The sequence below is a fragment of the Tessaracoccus palaemonis genome (genome assembly GCF_019316905.1).
GTDB classification, from domain to species: Bacteria; Actinomycetota; Actinomycetes; order Propionibacteriales; family Propionibacteriaceae; genus Arachnia; species Arachnia palaemonis.
In genome coordinates this window covers 1,890,974-1,907,523 of record NZ_CP079216.1, presented here as the reverse complement: position 1 = coordinate 1,907,523, position 16,550 = coordinate 1,890,974, and the positions used below count along the sequence as shown (strand labels likewise).

16 protein-coding genes are annotated in these 16,550 nt (G+C 69.6%); 10 read left to right on the top strand and 6 right to left on the bottom strand.

What is annotated here, in order from left to right; translation table 11 throughout:
- Positions 1-93 precede the first annotated feature (93 nt).
- Genes KDB89_RS08690 through KDB89_RS08675 form a run of 4 tightly spaced genes read left to right on the top strand, consistent with a single transcriptional unit; the run spans position 94 to position 4,244 of the window.
- Positions 94-1,455, top strand: coding sequence for an ABC transporter substrate-binding protein (locus KDB89_RS08690; protein WP_219080212.1), 1,362 nt, complete (start codon positions 94-96; stop codon positions 1,453-1,455).
- Positions 1,427-2,347, top strand: a complete 921-nt coding sequence (locus tag KDB89_RS08685; protein WP_219080210.1) for a carbohydrate ABC transporter permease — start codon at positions 1,427-1,429, stop codon at positions 2,345-2,347. The genes KDB89_RS08690 and KDB89_RS08685 overlap by 29 nt, the downstream gene beginning before the upstream one ends.
- Positions 2,344-3,150 carry a carbohydrate ABC transporter permease gene (locus tag KDB89_RS08680; protein ID WP_219080208.1) on the top strand — a complete coding sequence of 269 codons (807 nt, stop codon included), beginning with the start codon at positions 2,344-2,346 and terminating at the stop codon, positions 3,148-3,150. The genes KDB89_RS08685 and KDB89_RS08680 overlap by 4 nt, the downstream gene beginning before the upstream one ends.
- Positions 3,147-4,244, top strand: coding sequence for a carbohydrate kinase family protein (locus tag KDB89_RS08675; RefSeq protein WP_219080206.1), 1,098 nt, complete (start codon positions 3,147-3,149; stop codon positions 4,242-4,244). The genes KDB89_RS08680 and KDB89_RS08675 overlap by 4 nt, the downstream gene beginning before the upstream one ends.
- A 219-nt stretch (positions 4,245-4,463) precedes the next feature.
- Here KDB89_RS08675 and KDB89_RS08670 read toward each other — a convergent pair whose 3' ends face one another.
- Together KDB89_RS08670 and KDB89_RS08665 are read right to left on the bottom strand one after the other, a co-directional pair.
- Positions 4,464-6,116: a SulP family inorganic anion transporter gene (locus tag KDB89_RS08670; protein ID WP_219080204.1), complete on the bottom strand. Its 1,653-nt coding sequence runs from the start codon at positions 6,114-6,116 to the stop codon at positions 4,464-4,466.
- Positions 6,113-6,478 (bottom strand): ArsR/SmtB family transcription factor, encoded by a 366-nt coding sequence (locus KDB89_RS08665; RefSeq protein ID WP_255555854.1) that lies wholly within the window; start codon positions 6,476-6,478, stop codon positions 6,113-6,115. Before KDB89_RS08665 ends, KDB89_RS08670 begins: the two co-directional genes overlap by 4 nt.
- 117 nt (positions 6,479-6,595) lie before the next feature.
- On the opposite strand from KDB89_RS08665, the gene KDB89_RS08660 reads away from it, so the two are divergent.
- Entirely contained in the window at positions 6,596-8,293 is a 1,698-nt protein-coding gene (locus tag KDB89_RS08660; protein WP_219080202.1) for a cation:proton antiporter, read from the top strand.
- Here the strand turns inward: KDB89_RS08660 and KDB89_RS08655 are convergent, their stop codons facing one another.
- The gene (locus tag KDB89_RS08655; RefSeq protein ID WP_219080200.1) at positions 8,294-9,289 is read right to left on the bottom strand and encodes a YeiH family protein; all 996 of its coding nucleotides are present in this window, start codon (positions 9,287-9,289) and stop codon (positions 8,294-8,296) included.
- Positions 9,290-9,359: 70 nt separating this feature from the next.
- Here KDB89_RS08655 and KDB89_RS08650 point away from each other — a divergent pair, with 70 nt between their 5' ends.
- Positions 9,360-10,265 (top strand): LysR family transcriptional regulator, encoded by a 906-nt coding sequence (locus tag KDB89_RS08650; RefSeq protein WP_219080198.1) that lies wholly within the window; start codon positions 9,360-9,362, stop codon positions 10,263-10,265.
- Here KDB89_RS08650 and KDB89_RS08645 read toward each other — a convergent pair.
- Positions 10,241-10,525, bottom strand: coding sequence for a hypothetical protein (locus KDB89_RS08645; protein WP_219080196.1), 285 nt, complete (start codon positions 10,523-10,525; stop codon positions 10,241-10,243). The two genes, KDB89_RS08650 and KDB89_RS08645, sit on opposite strands and share 25 nt — an antisense overlap.
- On the bottom strand, positions 10,522-11,754 hold the full coding sequence (locus KDB89_RS08640; protein WP_219080194.1) for an inorganic phosphate transporter: 1,233 nt from the start codon (positions 11,752-11,754) through the stop codon (positions 10,522-10,524). The genes KDB89_RS08645 and KDB89_RS08640 overlap by 4 nt, the downstream gene beginning before the upstream one ends.
- Positions 11,755-11,906: 152 nt before the next feature.
- On the opposite strand from KDB89_RS08640, the gene KDB89_RS08635 reads away from it, so the two are divergent.
- The 3 genes from KDB89_RS08635 to KDB89_RS08625 all read left to right on the top strand — a co-directional run bounded on the left by KDB89_RS08635 (position 11,907) and on the right by KDB89_RS08625 (position 14,882).
- The gene (locus tag KDB89_RS08635) at positions 11,907-12,620 is read left to right on the top strand and encodes a M48 family metallopeptidase (RefSeq protein ID WP_219080192.1); all 714 of its coding nucleotides are present in this window, start codon (positions 11,907-11,909) and stop codon (positions 12,618-12,620) included.
- A gap of 55 nt (positions 12,621-12,675) precedes the next feature.
- Complete coding sequence (locus KDB89_RS08630) at positions 12,676-13,845, top strand: L,D-transpeptidase family protein (RefSeq protein ID WP_219080190.1); 1,170 nt, start codon at positions 12,676-12,678, stop codon at positions 13,843-13,845.
- A gap of 104 nt (positions 13,846-13,949) precedes the next feature.
- Positions 13,950-14,882, top strand: a complete 933-nt coding sequence (locus KDB89_RS08625) for a DMT family transporter (RefSeq protein ID WP_219080188.1) — start codon at positions 13,950-13,952, stop codon at positions 14,880-14,882.
- A gap of 7 nt (positions 14,883-14,889) precedes the next feature.
- Here the strand turns inward: KDB89_RS08625 and KDB89_RS08620 are convergent, their stop codons facing one another.
- Positions 14,890-15,534 (bottom strand): hypothetical protein, encoded by a 645-nt coding sequence (locus KDB89_RS08620; protein WP_219080185.1) that lies wholly within the window; start codon positions 15,532-15,534, stop codon positions 14,890-14,892.
- Between the two features lie 81 nt (positions 15,535-15,615).
- On the opposite strand from KDB89_RS08620, the gene KDB89_RS08615 reads away from it, so the two are divergent.
- On the top strand, positions 15,616-16,542 hold the full coding sequence (locus tag KDB89_RS08615) for a DUF4192 family protein (protein WP_219080183.1): 927 nt from the start codon (positions 15,616-15,618) through the stop codon (positions 16,540-16,542).
- Positions 16,543-16,550: the final 8 nt, after the last annotated feature.

Below are 16,550 nucleotides of genomic sequence, written 5' to 3'. Positions count from 1 at the left end.
GGCCTCAATCCGGCCCGGTCCGGCGTGCGGTGGCCGGGGTGATGCTTGAAAAGTGGAAGGATGTGCAGGAAGCACCCGACCGAGGAGGATCCCATGCCACTGTTCCGACCCGCCCTGCGCGTGCTGGGTGGTGGGGCCCTCGCCGGCGTGCTGGCGCTCACCGCCTGTGCCCCCGGCGACAACTCCACCAGCTCCACGCCCACCGCGTCCTCCCCGTCGGCCGTCTCGACGGACATCTCAGCCCTCGGGGATGTCGAACTGGTCGTGTGGGACCAGGAGGTCCGCGGCTCACAGAATGATGCCCTCGAGGCGCTCAACGCCGCGTTCGAGGACACCTATCCGAACGTCACGATCAAGCGGACCAGTCAGTCCACCGATGACCTCAAACAGCAGGTGACGCTTGCTCTCGGCGGCTCGGACGTGCCGGACGTCGTGCAGGTCAACAACGCCCGCGGTGACATGGGGCAGTTCGTCTCGGCCGGCCAGCTGACCGACCTCACCGGCTATGCGGAGGCCTACGGCTGGGAGGACAGGTTCACCGACTCGGTGCTGAGCAAGGTCCGCTACTCGTCCGACGCCACGACGTTCGGCGACGGGAACCTGTACGGGCTGCCGCAGACCGGCGAGATCGTCGGCATCTTCTACTCGCAGTCCAAGCTCGACGACCTCGGCCTCGAGGCGCCGACGAGCTGGGACGAATACCTCACGGCCCTCGATACGGCCAAGGAGGCCGGCCAGCAGCCGATGGCGCTCGGGAACCTCGACAAGTGGCCCGCACTGCACGTCTTCGGCCCCCTGCAGAGCAACTTCGTCGCCGCCGACGAGATCGTCGCGCTCGGCATGGGCAACGCGGGGGCGACCTGGCTCGACGACGGCAACACCGCAGCCATGGAGCAGTTCGAGACGTGGGGCTCCGAGGGCTACTTCGGGTCCTCGCCCAACGGGACCGACTATGACGCGGCCTGGACGGCCTTCACCAAGGGCACCGGTGTGTTCCTGCCGGGCGGGAGCTGGCTGGCCACGGACATGGAGGCGGTGATGGGCGACGACCTGCACTTCATCACCCTGGCGGGCCTCGACGGTCAGGTCGCCACCACGGGTGGCACGGGCATCCCGTTCTCCATCCCCGCCAAGGCCGAGAATCCGGACGTCGCGGCCGCCTACCTCGACTTCATCACATCGGACGAGGCGATGACGATGATCGCGGACAACGGCGGCATGCCCGTCAACGACACCGCCGAGCTCGCTCCAGCCGACGGCGTCCAGAACGACATCTTCACCGCCTTCGCGACGGTGTCCGAGACGGGCACGCTGCTGCCCTACCTCGACTACGCGACGCCGACCTTCTCCGACACCGCGGGCCAGGGACTGCAGGAGGTCCTCGGTGGGCAGCGTTCCGCGCAGCAGGTTCTGGAGGCCTTCGAGGATGACTACTCTGCCTTCGTCGGCTCCTGAGCGACGTGCCCGGACGCGGCCCTCGGCCGTCGCCGCCTCCCGGGCGACCCCGTACCTCTACCTGCTGCCCGCGCTGGTGGTCTATGCGGCCTTCATGCTGTACCCCCTCGTGCAGACGGCGAACTACTCGCTGTACGAGTGGAAGGGCTTCGGGCCCGCGACGTTCGTCGGCGCGCAGAACTACCTTGATCTGCTCTCCGACCGCGCCTTCCACGCCGCGATCTGGCACGCGCTGGTCCTCGTCTTCTTCTACGCCATCGCCCCGACCGCCGTCGGGCTGGTGCTGGCCTCGGTGCTGCGCCGCGGCCGGGTCCGGGGGCTCGGCGTCTTCCGGGCCCTGATCTTCCTGCCGCAGGTGATCGCCCTGGTGGTCGTCGCCGTGGCCTGGCGTCACATCTACGCCACCGACGGCACGCTCAACTCCCTGCTCGGGGCTCTCGGCATCCACTCCGACATCGGCTGGCTCGGAGACGCCGACCTCGCTCTCCCCGCCGTCGGCGTCATCGGGTTCTGGCTCTCGACGGGGCTCGTCATGCTCATCCTGCTGGCCGGCATGCTCCGCATCCCGCGCGAGCTCTTCGAGGCCGCCCGGCTCGACGGGGCGTCCGCGGTGCAGGAGTTCTTCGCCGTGACGCTGCCGAGCGTCCGCGGGGAGATCGCCACGGCGCTCGTGCTGACGATCATCGCGGCGCTGAAGACGTTCGATCTGGTGTACATGACGACGGCGGGCGGCCCCGGCACGGCGACGACGGTGCCGAGCTACGAGGTGTTCAACCGCGCTTTCAACCACAAGAACGTCGGCTCGGCGGCCGCCGTCGCCGTCGTCCTGACGGTCCTGGTGTTCCTCATCAACGCCGCAGTCAGCCGCATCGGCGAGGAGAGGGACCGATGAGGGTCAGCTCGACCGAGCGGATCCTCAACTACGTCCTGCTCATCGTCTTCGCAGTCTTCGCCACCGCTCCGGTGGTTACCATCGTGCTCACCGCGCTCGGCCCGCAGCTCGGGGTCGCGACGGGCGGGCTGCACTGGGGGAACTTCGCCGACGCGTGGGCCCAGGGCGACTTCGGCGGCGCGCTGACCCGTTCGCTGACCGTGGCGGTCGTCGTGGTGTGTACCTCCCTGGCGCTGTCCATCCTCGCCGGTTATGCGTTCGGGACCATGCACTTCCGCGGCGCCACCGCGCTGTTCTGCCTGTTCCTGCTCGGCCTGATGATCCCGGCCGAGGCGATCGTCATTCCGCTGTTCTACAGCTTCCAGTCGCTTGGCCTCACCGACACGCTCTGGGCGGTCGCGCTCCCGCAGATCGCACAGTCGACGGCGTTCGGCACGTTCTGGATGCGCACGCAGTTCCGTGCCCTGCCCGACAACCTGATCGAGGCTGCCGCGCTCGACGGGGCCACGAGTTGGCCTGCGCTGTGGCGGGTGGCCGCGCCGCCGCTCGTGCCGGCCATCTCGACCGTCGCCGTGCTGATGTTCATGTGGACCTGGAACGAGTTCCTGATCCCACTGGTCATGTCGCCGTCGCGGACCTGGGCGACAGCGCCGCTCGCCCTGAACATCTTCCAGGGCCAGTACACCGCGGACACCGCGCTGATGTCTGCGGCCGGGGTGATCATCGCCGCGCCGATCGTCGCGGCCTTCGTGGTCCTGCAGCGGTACTTCATCAACGGAATGCTGGAAGGGGCCGTCAGATGACCGTCCGACCTGAGCGCTGGGACCCGCTCGCGGATCTCCGGCGGGCCGACGACCCGCCGCTGGATGTCCTGACCAGCGGGCGGGTGTTCTTCGACATCATCTTCACGTCGTTGGAGCGCATGCCACGCCCCGGGGAGGAGATCTGGAGCGGAGGCCTCGGCTCGTGCCCCGGCGGCATCGCCAACCTGGCGACGGCCCTCTCGCGGTTGGGGCTCAGGACCGGCCTCGTCGCGGGATTCGGCGACGACGCGTATGCCGACTGGATGTGGGACACGCTGCGCGACCAGGAGCACATCGACCTCGACAGCTCGCCGCGTTTCTTACGGTTCCACACGTCGCTGACCGTCGCCATGTCGGTCGGCGGGGACCGGGCGATGGTCACCCACGGGCACGACCTGCCGACGCCGTTGGACGAGCGGATCCTCCAGGCACCGCGGGCGCGCGCCGCGGTCGTCGACCTCGGCGGGGAGACGGGCTGGTTCGCGGCCATGGCTGAGCGGGGCACGGCACTCTACGCCGACATCGGTTTCGACGACACCGGTCGGTGGGACCCTGCGGACCTCGAGCCGCTGCGGCACTGCCGCGCGTTCATGCCGAACGCCGTCGAGGCGATGAACTACACCCGGACGGACTCACCCCGCGCCGCGCTCAGGGCGCTCGGGAACCTGGTCGAACTCGCCGTCGTCACCGACGGCGCCTCCGGGGCCTATGCGTTGGATCAGACGACGGGAGAGGAGTGCTGGTGCCCTGCGCTGCCGGTGACGGCGGTGGATCCCACCGGCGCGGGCGACGTGTTCGGGTCGGGATTCGTGCTCGGCACGCTGGCGGGCTGGCCCCTCGAGATCCGGCTCCGCTTCGCCACCCTCACCGCCTCGCTCGCAGTGCAGGAGTTCGGCGGATCGCTCGCCGCTCCGGGGTGGGGTGACATCAGCGACTGGTGGTACCGACTCCGGGCACGGGTCCGCCACGGCGACGGGCTGGCCGCCCGCACGGAGGCCCGCTACGGGTTCCTCGCCGACCTGCTGCCGCCGGGCCGGGTGCAGGGCGTGCGTCGCGCCCAGGCCACCTTCGGCATGCATCCCGATCTGCGCTGAACCGGAGATCCCCGGGTCAGCGGTAGCCTGCGGTCATGAGCGCCGGTGACGTGAGTCCTGCCGATCCCTCCTCGGCCCTCGATGTGGCGGAGGGCTCCGGGGCCGACGCGGACGGGTAGGACCGGGCCAGACCGGGGTCCCGGAGGAGCTCGTGGCGGCGGTTCTCGACCATCCCGACAGCAGCCACGAAACGGGCGTCGCTCCCGTGAACCGGCGGCCTCAGCCGGCTGCGGCCAGCTCGCGGGCCACGTGACTGCGGGCATGGGCGACGGCGTCGTAAAGGCCGTCGAACAGGTGCTCCGTCACGCGCAGCGAGTCGATCACACCGACCCGGGTGGCCAGTTTCATGTGCGAGGCGCGGATGCCCTTGATGAGCACGGTGATGCCGCGCCCCTCCAGCGCGGTCACAAGCTCCGTGAGCGCCTGCGCGCCGGTGGCGTCCAGGATCTGCACCTGCGACATGCGCAGCACGACGACGCTGACCCCCTGCGTCGCCTCGACGCGCGCGAGCACCCGCTCGGCCGCACCGAAGAACAGGGCGCCGTCGATCCGGAAGACCGCGATGCGTTCGTCGCCAGGCTGGGCCGGGCCGGGGAGCTCCTGCCGGTGCACGCCGCTGCTCTTCGCGAGGGCCCGCAGCGAGAAGAACGCGGCGGCCAGGATGCCGATCCCGACGGCGTAGATCAGGTCGACGCTCACCGTGACCAGCGCGGTCAGGACGAAGATGGCCGCGGCTGAACGGGTCGAGGTGAGGATGACCCGCATGGCGCGTACCGGCACCATCTTCACGGACGTGACCATCAGCACCCCGGCGAGGGCGGCGAGCGGGATGGTAGCGACAGCCTGACTGGCCAGGTAGACGACGCCGAGCAGGACGACGGCGTGCACCACTGCGGCCAGGCGCGTGCGGCCGCCCGAGCGGATGTTGACCGCCGTGCGGGCGATGGCGCCGGTGGCTGGCATTCCGCCGAAGAACCCGGCTGCGATCGACGCCAGCCCCTGGCCGACGAGCTCCCGGTCGGCGAGCACCTGGCCGGTGTCCGAGATGGAGGCTGCCACCCGCGCGGACAGCAGCGACTCGATCGCGGCCAGCATCGCAACGGTGAACGCCGGGCCCAGTAGCGCGATCCAGGTCTCGAGCCCCGCCATCGGCATCGACGGTGCGGGCAGTGCGTCGGGCAGTTCCCCGATCGTGGCCACCGGGAGTCGCAGCACGGCGGCGGCCGCGGCGGCCACCACGATGGCGATGATCGAGCCGGGGACGGCCCGCGTGATCCGCGGCGTGAGGAGCATGATGGCGACGACCAACGCGACGATGCCCAGCGTCCACCCGGCCACCGACCAGTCGACGCCGGGGGCGGCCTGGACGGCTGCCAGGAACGCGTTGCTGCTCGGTCCCGCGGCCACGCCGAAGGCGGCGGGCACCTGCTGCAGGAAGATGATCACGGCGATGCCGAGCGTGAACCCCTCGATCACCGGCCAGGGGATGAAGGAGACCAGCTGTCCGAGCCTGCACAGACCCATCGCAAGGACCATCGCGCCGGCAAGCACACACACAACGCCGAGGGCCCGGATCCCGTAGTTGGCGATGATCGGTCCGAGGACCACGACCATCGCGCCCGTCGGGCCGGAGACCTGTACGTTCGACCCGCCGAAGACCGCCGCGACGATCCCGGCGATGATGGCGGTGATGAGGCCGGCCTCGGCGCCGGCGCCGGAACTGACACCGAAGGCCAGCGCGAGGGGGAGTGCGACGATGCCGACGGTGACGCCCGCAAGGGCGTCCCTGCGCCAGGTGTGCTTCACATCGCGGTAGTCGTCCCGGTGGGGGAGCAGATCGACGAAGTGGCGCCAGAGTGCTGCGCTGCTCATCGCTGCTGGCCCAGGTCAGGAAGCGCTGCTGTCGAGGCCAGCTGCTCCTGCGTCGTGTGCAGCAGCTGCGCGAGCAGCCCACGGGCGATGCTCAGCAGGTCCGCCACCTCCGGAAAGGAGAGGCGGTAGAACACCTGCGAGGCCCGGCGGTCCGAGACGACGAGGTTGTGGCGGCGCAGGACGGCCAGGTGCTGCGACAGGTGGGAGGCCTCGAGCCCGGTGTCGTCGATGAGCTGGGTGACGGACGCCTCGTCGGCGGCGGCCAGGATCTCGAGGATCCTTACCCGCACCGGGTGCGAAAGCCCCTTGAAGAGGTTGGCCTTCACCTGATAGAGCGGTAGCTGCCCGCCGACTGAATCCACTGGATCTCCTGACTTGATGAAATGAGCATATCGTCAAGTCGTGCGGTCGTGAAATCGCAGGGGCAGGCCAGTTGGACCGTCGCGCCACACTGGTGCCCACGAGTCTGGAGGTTGCAGATGGATGATGCCCTGCTGCTGATCGCGGCTGCCGTGATCATCATCGTGGTCGTGTCGGTGGCCGCGAAGCGGTTCGGGATCGCCGCGCCGGTGGCGCTGGTGGTCGTCGGGCTGCTCGTCAGCCTGGTGCCGGGCGTGCCAACCGTTGCGCTGGAGCCGGAGTGGATCCTCATCGGAGTCCTCCCTCCGCTGCTCTACTCGGCCGCAGTCAACATGCCGACCACCGACTTCAGACGGGACTTCGGCGCTATCGGAGCGCTGTCCGTCCTGCTGGTGATCGCTTCGGCCTTCGCCTCTGGTGCCGTCATCTACTGGCTGCTGCCCGACCTCAGCTTCGCCTCCGCCGTCGCTCTCGGCGCCGTCATCAGCCCGCCGGACGCGGTCGCCGCCACCAGCATCGGCAGGCGCCTCGGCCTCCCGTCCAGGCTCGTGACCATCCTCGAGGGAGAGGGCCTCGTCAACGATGCGACCGCGCTGGTGCTGATGCGCACCGCCATCGCCGCGACGGCGGGCGGCATCTCGCTCGGCGGGGCGCTCGGCGACTTTGCGTACGCCGTTGTCGTCGCGGTGGTGGTCGGGTTCGTGGTCGGGGCCGTCAGCGTCTGGGGCCGCTCCAAGGTCGACGACCCCGTGCTGACCTCATTGATCTCGTTCGTGGTGCCCTTCCTCGCCTACATCCCGGCTGAGGAGTTGGGCGCCTCGGGGGTGCTCGCCGTCGTCGTCACGGGCCTCATCACGGGCGCGACGAGCGTGAAGCACCTGACGCCGCACGACCGGATGGCGGAGCGCACGAACTGGCGCACCATCTCACTGATCCTCGAGTCCGGCGTGTTCCTCCTGATGGGGTTCCAGCTGATGGACCTCGTCGACGACGTCATCGACGGCGGGCTGAGCGTCGGTCATGCGGTGCTCATCGGGATGGCCGCCACCGCGGTGCTGATCGCGGTGCGGTGCGTCTTCGTGATACCGCTCATGGCGTGGCTGCGGAACCGTCAGGACCGCAGCCGCGACCTGCTTGGCCGGATGGACGACTTCCGGGAACGGGTGGACGCGGCCCCGGACCACCCGCGCAAGGCCCAGGTCGAGCGACGGTTGGACCGTGTCGAGGCCGATGCGCAGTTCTACACAGAGCAGATGCTCGGCTGGCGCGGAGGGGCGGTCATCGCGTGGTCCGGGATGAGGGGAGTGGTCACGCTGGCCGCGGCCCAGTCGCTGCCGCACAGTTTCCCGTACCGCTCCGAGCTCACCCTGATCGCGTTCACCGTCGCCATCGTGACGCTGATCGGTCACGGGTCGACGCTGCCGTGGGTGATCCGGACCCTCGGTGTCCGCGGCGATGATGAGGCCCGGCAGCGCGAGGACTACGTCCGGCTCGTCGAGGAGTTGAGTCGCGCGACGATGGATGCCCTCGACAGCGATGCCCTGAGGCGAGCCGACGGGTCGAGGTTCAGTGCCGAGATCGTCGAGCAGGCTCGGAAGCGCGCGCTCAAGGCAGACAGCAGGAAGTTCACCAAGGCCACCGAGGAGCTCAGTGATGAGCTGCGGCAGACCCTCGAACTCCAGCGGATGATGGCCGAGGCCAGGCAGGAGGCGCTGCTCGAGGCCCGCAGCAAGGGCACCTACCGCTCGTCGACCATCCGCAGGGCGCAGGGCTTCCTCGATGCGCAGGCCACCAGGTTCGGGATCGTCGCGGAGTAGTCAGCCGACGAGCAGGACCCCGGCCAGTCCGATGCCGGAGACCAGAACGGTCGCGAGGGTGGCAAGAACGATGGGTGCCGGGCCGATCCGGGCGAGGATCCTCGCCCGTGCGCCGGTTCCCAGCGCGAACATCGCCGCGCACAGCAGCACGTCCTGGGCCTCCGCAGCCACCGGCACGACCGCTGTGGGCACGAGGCCGGCGGACCGCAGGGCCGCCGCGGCCAGGAAACCGATCACGAACAGGGGAACCACAGGTGGGTGGGCTCCGGTCGACGCGCCGTCGCGGCGCTGCAGGATGGAGATCACGGCCAGCGCCGGCGCGAGCAGGACGACCCGGGCCAGCTTGACCACGACAGCGACGGCCAGGGCCGGGCCGCCGAGCGAGGCCCCGATCGCGACGACCTGAGCCACCTCGTGTACGGAGGCACCCGCCCACATCGCCGTCGACTCCGACGCCAGCCCCAACCGCGCGCCCAGCAGGGGGATCACCGGGATCATGACGGTGCCGAAGGCCACCACGAGCCCGATGGCCGTGACCACCTCCTCCTCGTCCGCGTCCACGACCCCGTCGAGGGCCCCGATCGCGGCGGCCCCGCAGATGGAGAAGCCACAGGCGATCAGCAGCGACTGGGAACGGCCGAGGCCGAACCGCAGCCCCAGCCAGGTGGTGGTGGCGACGCCGACTGCCACGACCGCCGCAACGGTGAGCAGCATCCCCGCGCCCAGGGACGTGACATCGGAGAGCGTCAACCGCAGACCGAGCAGCACCACGCCGAGGCGCAGCAGCCGTCGCGAGGCGAACGCGATGCCCGGCGCGCAGGACGCAGTCAGCCGGACCGTGTTGCCCACGGCGATACCGAGGACCATGGCCACCAGGAGCGGGCTCAGCCCCGGCAACAACCTGCCCAGGGAGAGCGCCGCGACGGTGCCGCACGCGCAGAGCGCCAGGCCCGGCCAGGCGTTGAGTCTCCAGACGGGGGTCGATTGTCGCAGCATGGGGTCAGTCTCACCGGCCGAGCTCCGGGACGGTAGCCCTCGATCCCGGGTGAGGGCATACGATTCCGATATGACCAGTCGGTGGCCGGACCTCGTGGCGTTGGAACTGCTGGCAGCGGTCGCGGATCAGGGCAGCATCGGGGCGGCCGCCCGCACGCTGAGGATCGCACAGCCCAATGCCAGCAGGAATCTGGCGGCTCTGGAGGCGCAGCTCGGGGTCCGGCTGCTCGTCCGACATCCCCGCGGTGCCCGCCTGACACCGGAGGGGCAGCGGATCCTCCAGGCCGCCCGGCAGGTGCTGACCGCGGCCGATGCCCTGATGACCGAGGCCGCCGCGACCAACGAGCAGCTGAGCGGACACCTGGACGTGGCCGCCTCGCAGACGATCGCCGAGCAGCTCCTACCGGCCTGGCTGGCGGCCGCGCACGCGGCGCGACCGGGGCTCGAGGTGCGGCTCAAGGTCTGCAACAGCGAGGAGGTCTTCGATCTCGTCGAGGCCGGACGCTACGAGCTGGGGTTCGTCGAGACCCCTGAGGTGCGGCCCGGGCTCCGGTCCGCCGTCGTGGGCAGGGACGAGCTGGTGGTCGTCGTGCCGCCGTCGCACCCGTGGACCTCAGGCGGCCCGATCACCGCGGCCGAGCTCGCGGCCACCAGGCTGGTCCTCCGGGAGCCGGGATCCGGCGGGCGGGCGACCCTGGATGCGGCGCTGCGGGGCGAAGGACCCGCGCGGGCGGCGCTGGAGCTGGGCAGCAACGCGGCCGTCCGTGAGGGTGTGCTCGCCGGGGCCGGACCGGGGGTGATCAGCGAACTGGCTGCGCTGAGCGATCCTCGGCTCGTCGTCGTGCCCACCGCCGGGATGCTGCTCGGGAGAGAGCTGAGGGCGGTGTGGCGCGGCAGGCCGACCGCCGCGGCCAGCTGGCTGGTGCGGCTGGCGGAGGGGGCGGCCCGGCGTCAGATCAGGTCGCCGGGTACGTAGAGGTCGATCCCCAGGCCGTGACTCACGATCACGGCGATGCCGTAGAGGATCGCCAGAATCACGATGGCGAAGCACAGGTACGCGACGATCCGGGCTACCGGATGCGGCTTGTGGTTGACGATGTCGGCGTCGCCACCGACCCCGTACGAGAGCGCGCGGATGCCGAGCGAGAAAATGAGCGGCAGCCCGGCGCCGAGCACCATGCCTGCCAGGAGCACGTGGAAGCCGCCCTCCAGGGCGAGCCAGAGCTGGTTCATCATCGGGCGCTCCTGGCGGCTGCGGCGGTCTCGGGGGTACGGTCGGTGGCGTTCTCGACCCATTCGTCGTTGACGTTGCTGTGGTCGACGCGCGTGCGGCGCGAGTACAGGAACATCCACAGCGACAGGGCCAGCAGGATGGCGAAGACGACCAGCGCGCCGGCGAGCCCGCCGATCGTGTGGCCGACGAACCACGTCAGAGCGCCCATCGCCCCGGCCGCCGGGAGCGTGATACCCCAGGCCATCAGCATGCGCAGCGCCACGTTCCAGTTGACCTTCGCTCCGCGCTTGCCGACGCCCGACCCGAGGATCGATCCCGTGGCGACATGCGTCGTCGACAGCGCGAATCCCAGGTGACTGGAGGCAAGGATGACCGCAGCGGAGGAGGACTCTGCCGCCATGCCCTGCGGCGCGCTGATCTCGACCAGCCCCTTGCCGAGCGTACGGATGATGCGCCAGCCACCGATGTAGGTGCCCAGTGCAATGGCGAGAGCGCAGGCGAGCTTCACCCAGAACGGGACCGCGGTCAGGTCGGTCCAGGCGCCGGTGGCGATCAGGGCGAGGGTGATGATGCCCATGGTCTTCTGCGCGTCGTTGGTGCCGTGCGCCAGCGAGACCAGCGAGGCCGACCCGATCTGTCCCCAGCGGAAGCCGGACTCACGGTACTTGTTGGCGACGCCCTCGGTCACCTTGTAGACGAGCCAGGTGCCGACCGTGGCGATCGCAATGGCGATGAACGGAGACATCAGGGCGGGGAGGATGACCTTGCCGACGACGCCGTCGAGCTTGGTCCCGTCGCCGACCCATTTCACGCCCTCCACGCCGAGGCCGGCGATGGTAGCGCCGATGAGGCCTCCGAACAGGGCATGCGAAGAGCTGGACGGCAGGCCGAGCAGCCAGGTCAGCAGGTTCCAGACGATCGCTCCGACCAGGCCCGAGAGGATGATCAGCAGAAGCGACATGCCGCCGTCGGCGATCAACTCGGCGCGGGGGGAGCCGTCGTCGGCCTGGATCCGCACGACCGCGTTCGTGACGGTGAGGGCGACCTGCACCGAGAGGAACGCGCCAACGAGGTTCAGGATCGCCGACAGCGCGACCGCCGTCTTGGGGCGGAGCGCACCGGTCGCGATGGATGTGGCCATCGCGTTCCCGGTGTCATGGAATCCATTGGTGAAGTCGAACGCCAGAGCGGTGACGACGACGAGACATAGCACGACCAGTTCAGGGGGCACCCTCCTAGTCTGCTACTTCAGGGCCTCATCCGCGACATCGGGGGTCAGGTTACTGCCCGGTTACTGAGCGCTGCGCCGATCAAACGCGCAGTCGTGACGGGCGATGTCGAACCGGTGAGACTGTCGGAGCCGCCGTCTAGCCTGGGGACACCATGAGGAGCCCAGCCGCCCGTCCCGTACGCCTCGAACACAGGGGATTCCATGTCGAGGTGACCCGCAAGGACGTCAAGACGCTGCGGCTGCGCGTCCAGCGCTACACCGGAGAGATCCGGCTCAGCGTGCCTCGGCGCGCGCCCATGTCGACGGTCTACGCCTTCCTCGACGCCAACCTCGACTGGCTGGCCGACGCGCGCCACCGCATGCAGTCGGTCGAGCCTCCGGCGGAGAAACGACTCTCCCAGCTGACCCGGGTTCCGCTCTGGGGCAACGAGCTCGAGCTCGAGGTCCGACAGGGCCCCCGGGCCACCGCGAACCGTAACCCGGACGGCAGCCTGCTCCTGACCGGGCCCGACGACGCCGGTCTCCGCAGGGCGCTGGACGCGTTCTACCGCCGGGAGCTCGGCCGCGTCGCCGAGGGGATGCTGGCCGCCTGGCAACCGGTGGTCGACCGCGAGGCCTCATCGCTGAAACTGCGCCGCATGACGACGCGGTGGGGCACCTGCAATGTCCGCTCCCGGGCAGTCACGCTGAACCTGGCGCTCGCCGAGCGGGAACCCGACCTGCTCGAATACGTCGTGGTCCACGAACTCACGCACCTGAGGGTGGCGGACCATGGGCCGGACTTCCAGTGGTTCATGGGGATGTACCTGCCGGACTGGAAGCAGCGGCGCCGGCGCCTGAACAGCCGCGCCGCGGACGCCGTCTGACGCGGGACCCGAGCGTGTTGTGCGGCTCCCCGGTTCGACGCAACGTATGCTCCACATGTCCACCGACGTCTTCTTCCCCGAGGTCTGTGTCGTGAGAGTCCACTGGAAGTACGCCGCCGCGTCCGTCGCGGTCGCCCTGATCGCCGCGCTCAGCGGGTGCGCCCCCGACCCGGAGGCCGTGCCGGCCGAGCCTGTCGTCGAGACGAGCGTCGCTGTCGCCTCCACCCCGCCCGCCACCTCCACTCCCACGCCGTCTCCGACGCCGAGCGCGGCGGAGTCCGTGACGGCGACCCCGGACGCCACCGAGACGCCGACGCCCACCCCCACGTCGGCCGCGCTGCTGAAGGAGGGCGACGACTCCGACGAGGTTCGTGAGCTCCAGCACCGGCTGCTGCAGCTGCAGTGGTACGAGGGCGACATCACATCCACGTTCGACGAGAAGACGCGCCTGGCTGTCGAGGGGTTCCAGACCAAGCGGGGGTTCAATGCCACCGGGGAGGTGGATCAGGAGACCTGGGACAAGCTCGTCGACATGACCCGGCAGCCGACCGACGACGAGATGCACAACATCCTGCGCGCCGGCCCCGCGCTCTTCAGGAAGGGCGACAGCGGGGACGAGGTCAAGGACATCCAGGCCAGGCTCAAGCAGATCGCCTGGTTCTCCGGTGACATCACGGGCAACTACGGGGACGTGACAGTGGAGGCGGTCAAGGGGTTCCAGAAGAAGCGGGGGATCCCTGTCACGGGTGAGGTCGACCAGCGCACCCTCGACCGTCTGGTTGCCATGACCCGCACCCCGACCACGGACGAGCTGAACAACGTGGTCCCGACGGCGTCCTCCACGTCCATGACGCTGGATGACCGGTGCCTCTCCGGGCGCGTCATCTGCATCTCCAAGGCCCAGCGCAAGCTGGCCTGGGTGGTCGACGGCAAGATTTCGATGGTGGTGGACGTGCGGTTCGGTTCCGAGCTCACGCCCACCCGCAACGGTGTCTTCTCCGTGAACTGGAAGTCGCGGGACCACGTGTCGAGTCTCTATCACACGTCGATGCCCTACGCGCTGTTCTTCAGCGGCGGCCAGGCGGTGCACTACTCGTCCGACTTCGCGGCGCGAGGGTACAACGGCGCCTCGCACGGCTGCGTGAACGTCCGCGACAAGGCCGCCGTCGCGAAGCTGTTCGACCTCGCGCAGGTCGGCGACAAGGTCGTGGTCTACACGGGCTGACGAACCTGGACCCTGGTCGCACCCTGGCCAGACCCCGGGCCGAGCCGGTTGCGGAGGCCTGTCGGATACGATTCCCAGGTCAGCCAGCGCCCAGGAGGCCAGTTGTGGATCCCATGATCTTCGTCGCGATCGGCATGCAGGTCGTGTCCTCGTTCCTCTTCGCGAGTGGGGCGATCCTCCAGAGCCTCGGCGTCCACAGCACGTTCGCTTCGGGTCGTTCGGCCTCCAGCAACAGGCTTTCCCTGCGCGGGCTCCTTTCGCTGTTCCTGATCCCGAAATGGCTCCTCGGCCTGCTGTTCGTGCTCGTCGGGGCCGGCATCCATCTCGTCGCCCTGTCGTTCGCGCCGGTGGCCGTCGTGCAGCCGGTCGGCATCCTCGCCGTCCCGTGGTCCGTCCTGCTCGCCTCCCGCATCCACAAGCACCAGATCACGCGGAAGCTGTGGCTCGCCGTCGCCGTGACCATCCTCGGGGTGATGGGCTTCACGGTGTTCTCCGCGAAGTATGCGACGGGGGAGAAGGAACTCACCTTCCCGCCGATGGTCTCCGCGTTCGTCATCGTCTGCATCGTGTGCGCCGTGATGTCGTTCTTCGCCATGCGCGCAGCGCCCTGGGCCAAGGCGATGCTGTGGTCCGCCGTGGGCGCAACGTTCTACGGACTCGCCTCCGGTTTCATGAAGGCCGCGATGCTGCTCTACCAGCATGGTCACCCGCTCACGGGCTGGCACATCATCGCGACCATCGCCATGATGATCGCCTGCTACGGGCTCGGGGTGTGGATGATCCAGCAGGGCTACGCCTCCGGGCCCGCGGAGATCACCGTCGGCACCATGACGACGGTCGATCCTCTCGTCGCGGTGCTGTTCGGGCTCATCGTGCTCGGCGAGGGCACCGACCTGACGGTTGCCTCCATCATCGGCATGGTCGTCTTCGGTGCGGTGGCGGTCTACGGGGTCGTGATGTTGAGCAAGGACCACCCCGACGCCATCGCGGAACGCGAGAAGGCCGAGGCAGCGGCAGGGACCGCCGGGGTGAGCTGAGGGACGTTCAGCCCTTCACGGGCAGAGCGTTCAGGGCGATGCGCCCCGACGGCGTCGTCAGGACGATGGTCGAGTCGGCCTTGGGCATGATGAAGGTCACGTCCCCCTCGAACGGTGCGTCCTCGGAGGCGCTGAATGCGCCGGGGTCGACTGGGTCGTAGCTCTCCCTGGTGTCGTTGGTGAAGGCGAACAGCGCGAAGCTGTACTCGCCACCCGTCACCTCGACCCGGACCCGCAGGTTCAGCTGGTCCTCACCGTCCCACGAGGCGGACACGATCTCGAAGATGCCGTCGCCGTTGCCCTCGAACGGGATGTAGTTGCCCGTGCGGGTGGCCGTCGGGGCCGCCGTGGCCACGCTGGCGGACGGGCTGGCCGTGGAGGTGGCCTGCGGCCCCCCGAGGAACTGCATGCCCAACACCACCGCGGCCACGATCACGATGGCGCCGACGACGTACCAGATCCTCTTGGGCGAGCCCTTGGGTGGCTCCGGGTCCCAGGCAGGCTGCGGCGCACCGCCCGGCTGCTGACCGAACGGCTGTCGGGGGTCGCGCGCGGGAGCGTCATGGAACTGCTGCGGGCGCCAGTTCGGGTCCTGCCTCGCCCACGGCGAGCTGTTCTGGTTGCCCTGGCCGGGCCACTGCGCGTTGCTCATGATGCGGCCAGCGTACTGGCCTGTGTCCACAGGGCCGTACGAAGTTGGGCCACACGGACCCCGAACCGTCATCACGGACACATGAACCCTGTCATCATCCGCGGAGCCAGCCGCGAAGAGATCCTGGCCGCACCTCCCGTCCTGCTCGGCTTTCACCCGCGTGAATCGGTCGTCCTGCTGCTGCTGGACGCCGGCGTGGTCGCATGCTGCATCCGCGTCGACCTCGACTGGTTCGCGCACGACTTCTTCCCTGTCGCCTCCCAGCTGGAGCGCGCCGCCTCCCAGGTGCCGGAGGCTGCAATCGTGCTCATCGGGTACGGCGCCGACGAGGACGGTGTGCGGCTGGCCATGGACGAGCTGCTCACGGTCGTCGGTCACGGCCGACGGACGGACGAGTTCCTCCTGCGGGACGGCAGCTTCCTCTGCCTGTGCGGAGACTGCGAGGAGGCGCCGTTCCAGTTCGAGAACACCGGTCTCGCCGCGCAGGCCGTCTACGAGGGAATCCGGATCGAACCGGACAGGGACACCGCGGTCGCGCCGGTGCTGCTGCACCATCCCGTCTGCGACGAAGAGGCCCTGCGCGCGCTCGAGGAGGCCGCCGCGCTCCCCGAGCGTCGGGCGATGCGGCTCACGAGGGAACTGGCCGAGCGACCTGGCCCGCTGACCGCCCACGAGGCGCTCATCCTCGGCACGCTGCTCGGAGACGAGGAGCGTCAGTCGGCCCTCGCGCAGCGGCTGCTCGGCCGCTCCGTGGGGCCCGAGATCGGCGACCGCATCTGGGAGCATCTGGCCCAGGCGAGGGCCGTGGTGCCGGACCACCTCGTGGGAGATGTGCTCGGGTTGCTGGCGCTGGGGTCCTGGACCACGGGTCGGGGCGCGGCGCACAGCTGCTGCCTGGAGCAGCTGGCTCTCATCGACCCCTGGAACCCGTTCGGTCTGTTCGCCGCCCAGGTGCACCGCGAGGCGACGTCGCCGCGAACTTTCCGGGCCGGACGCAGGCCGAGGTGAGCGATGCC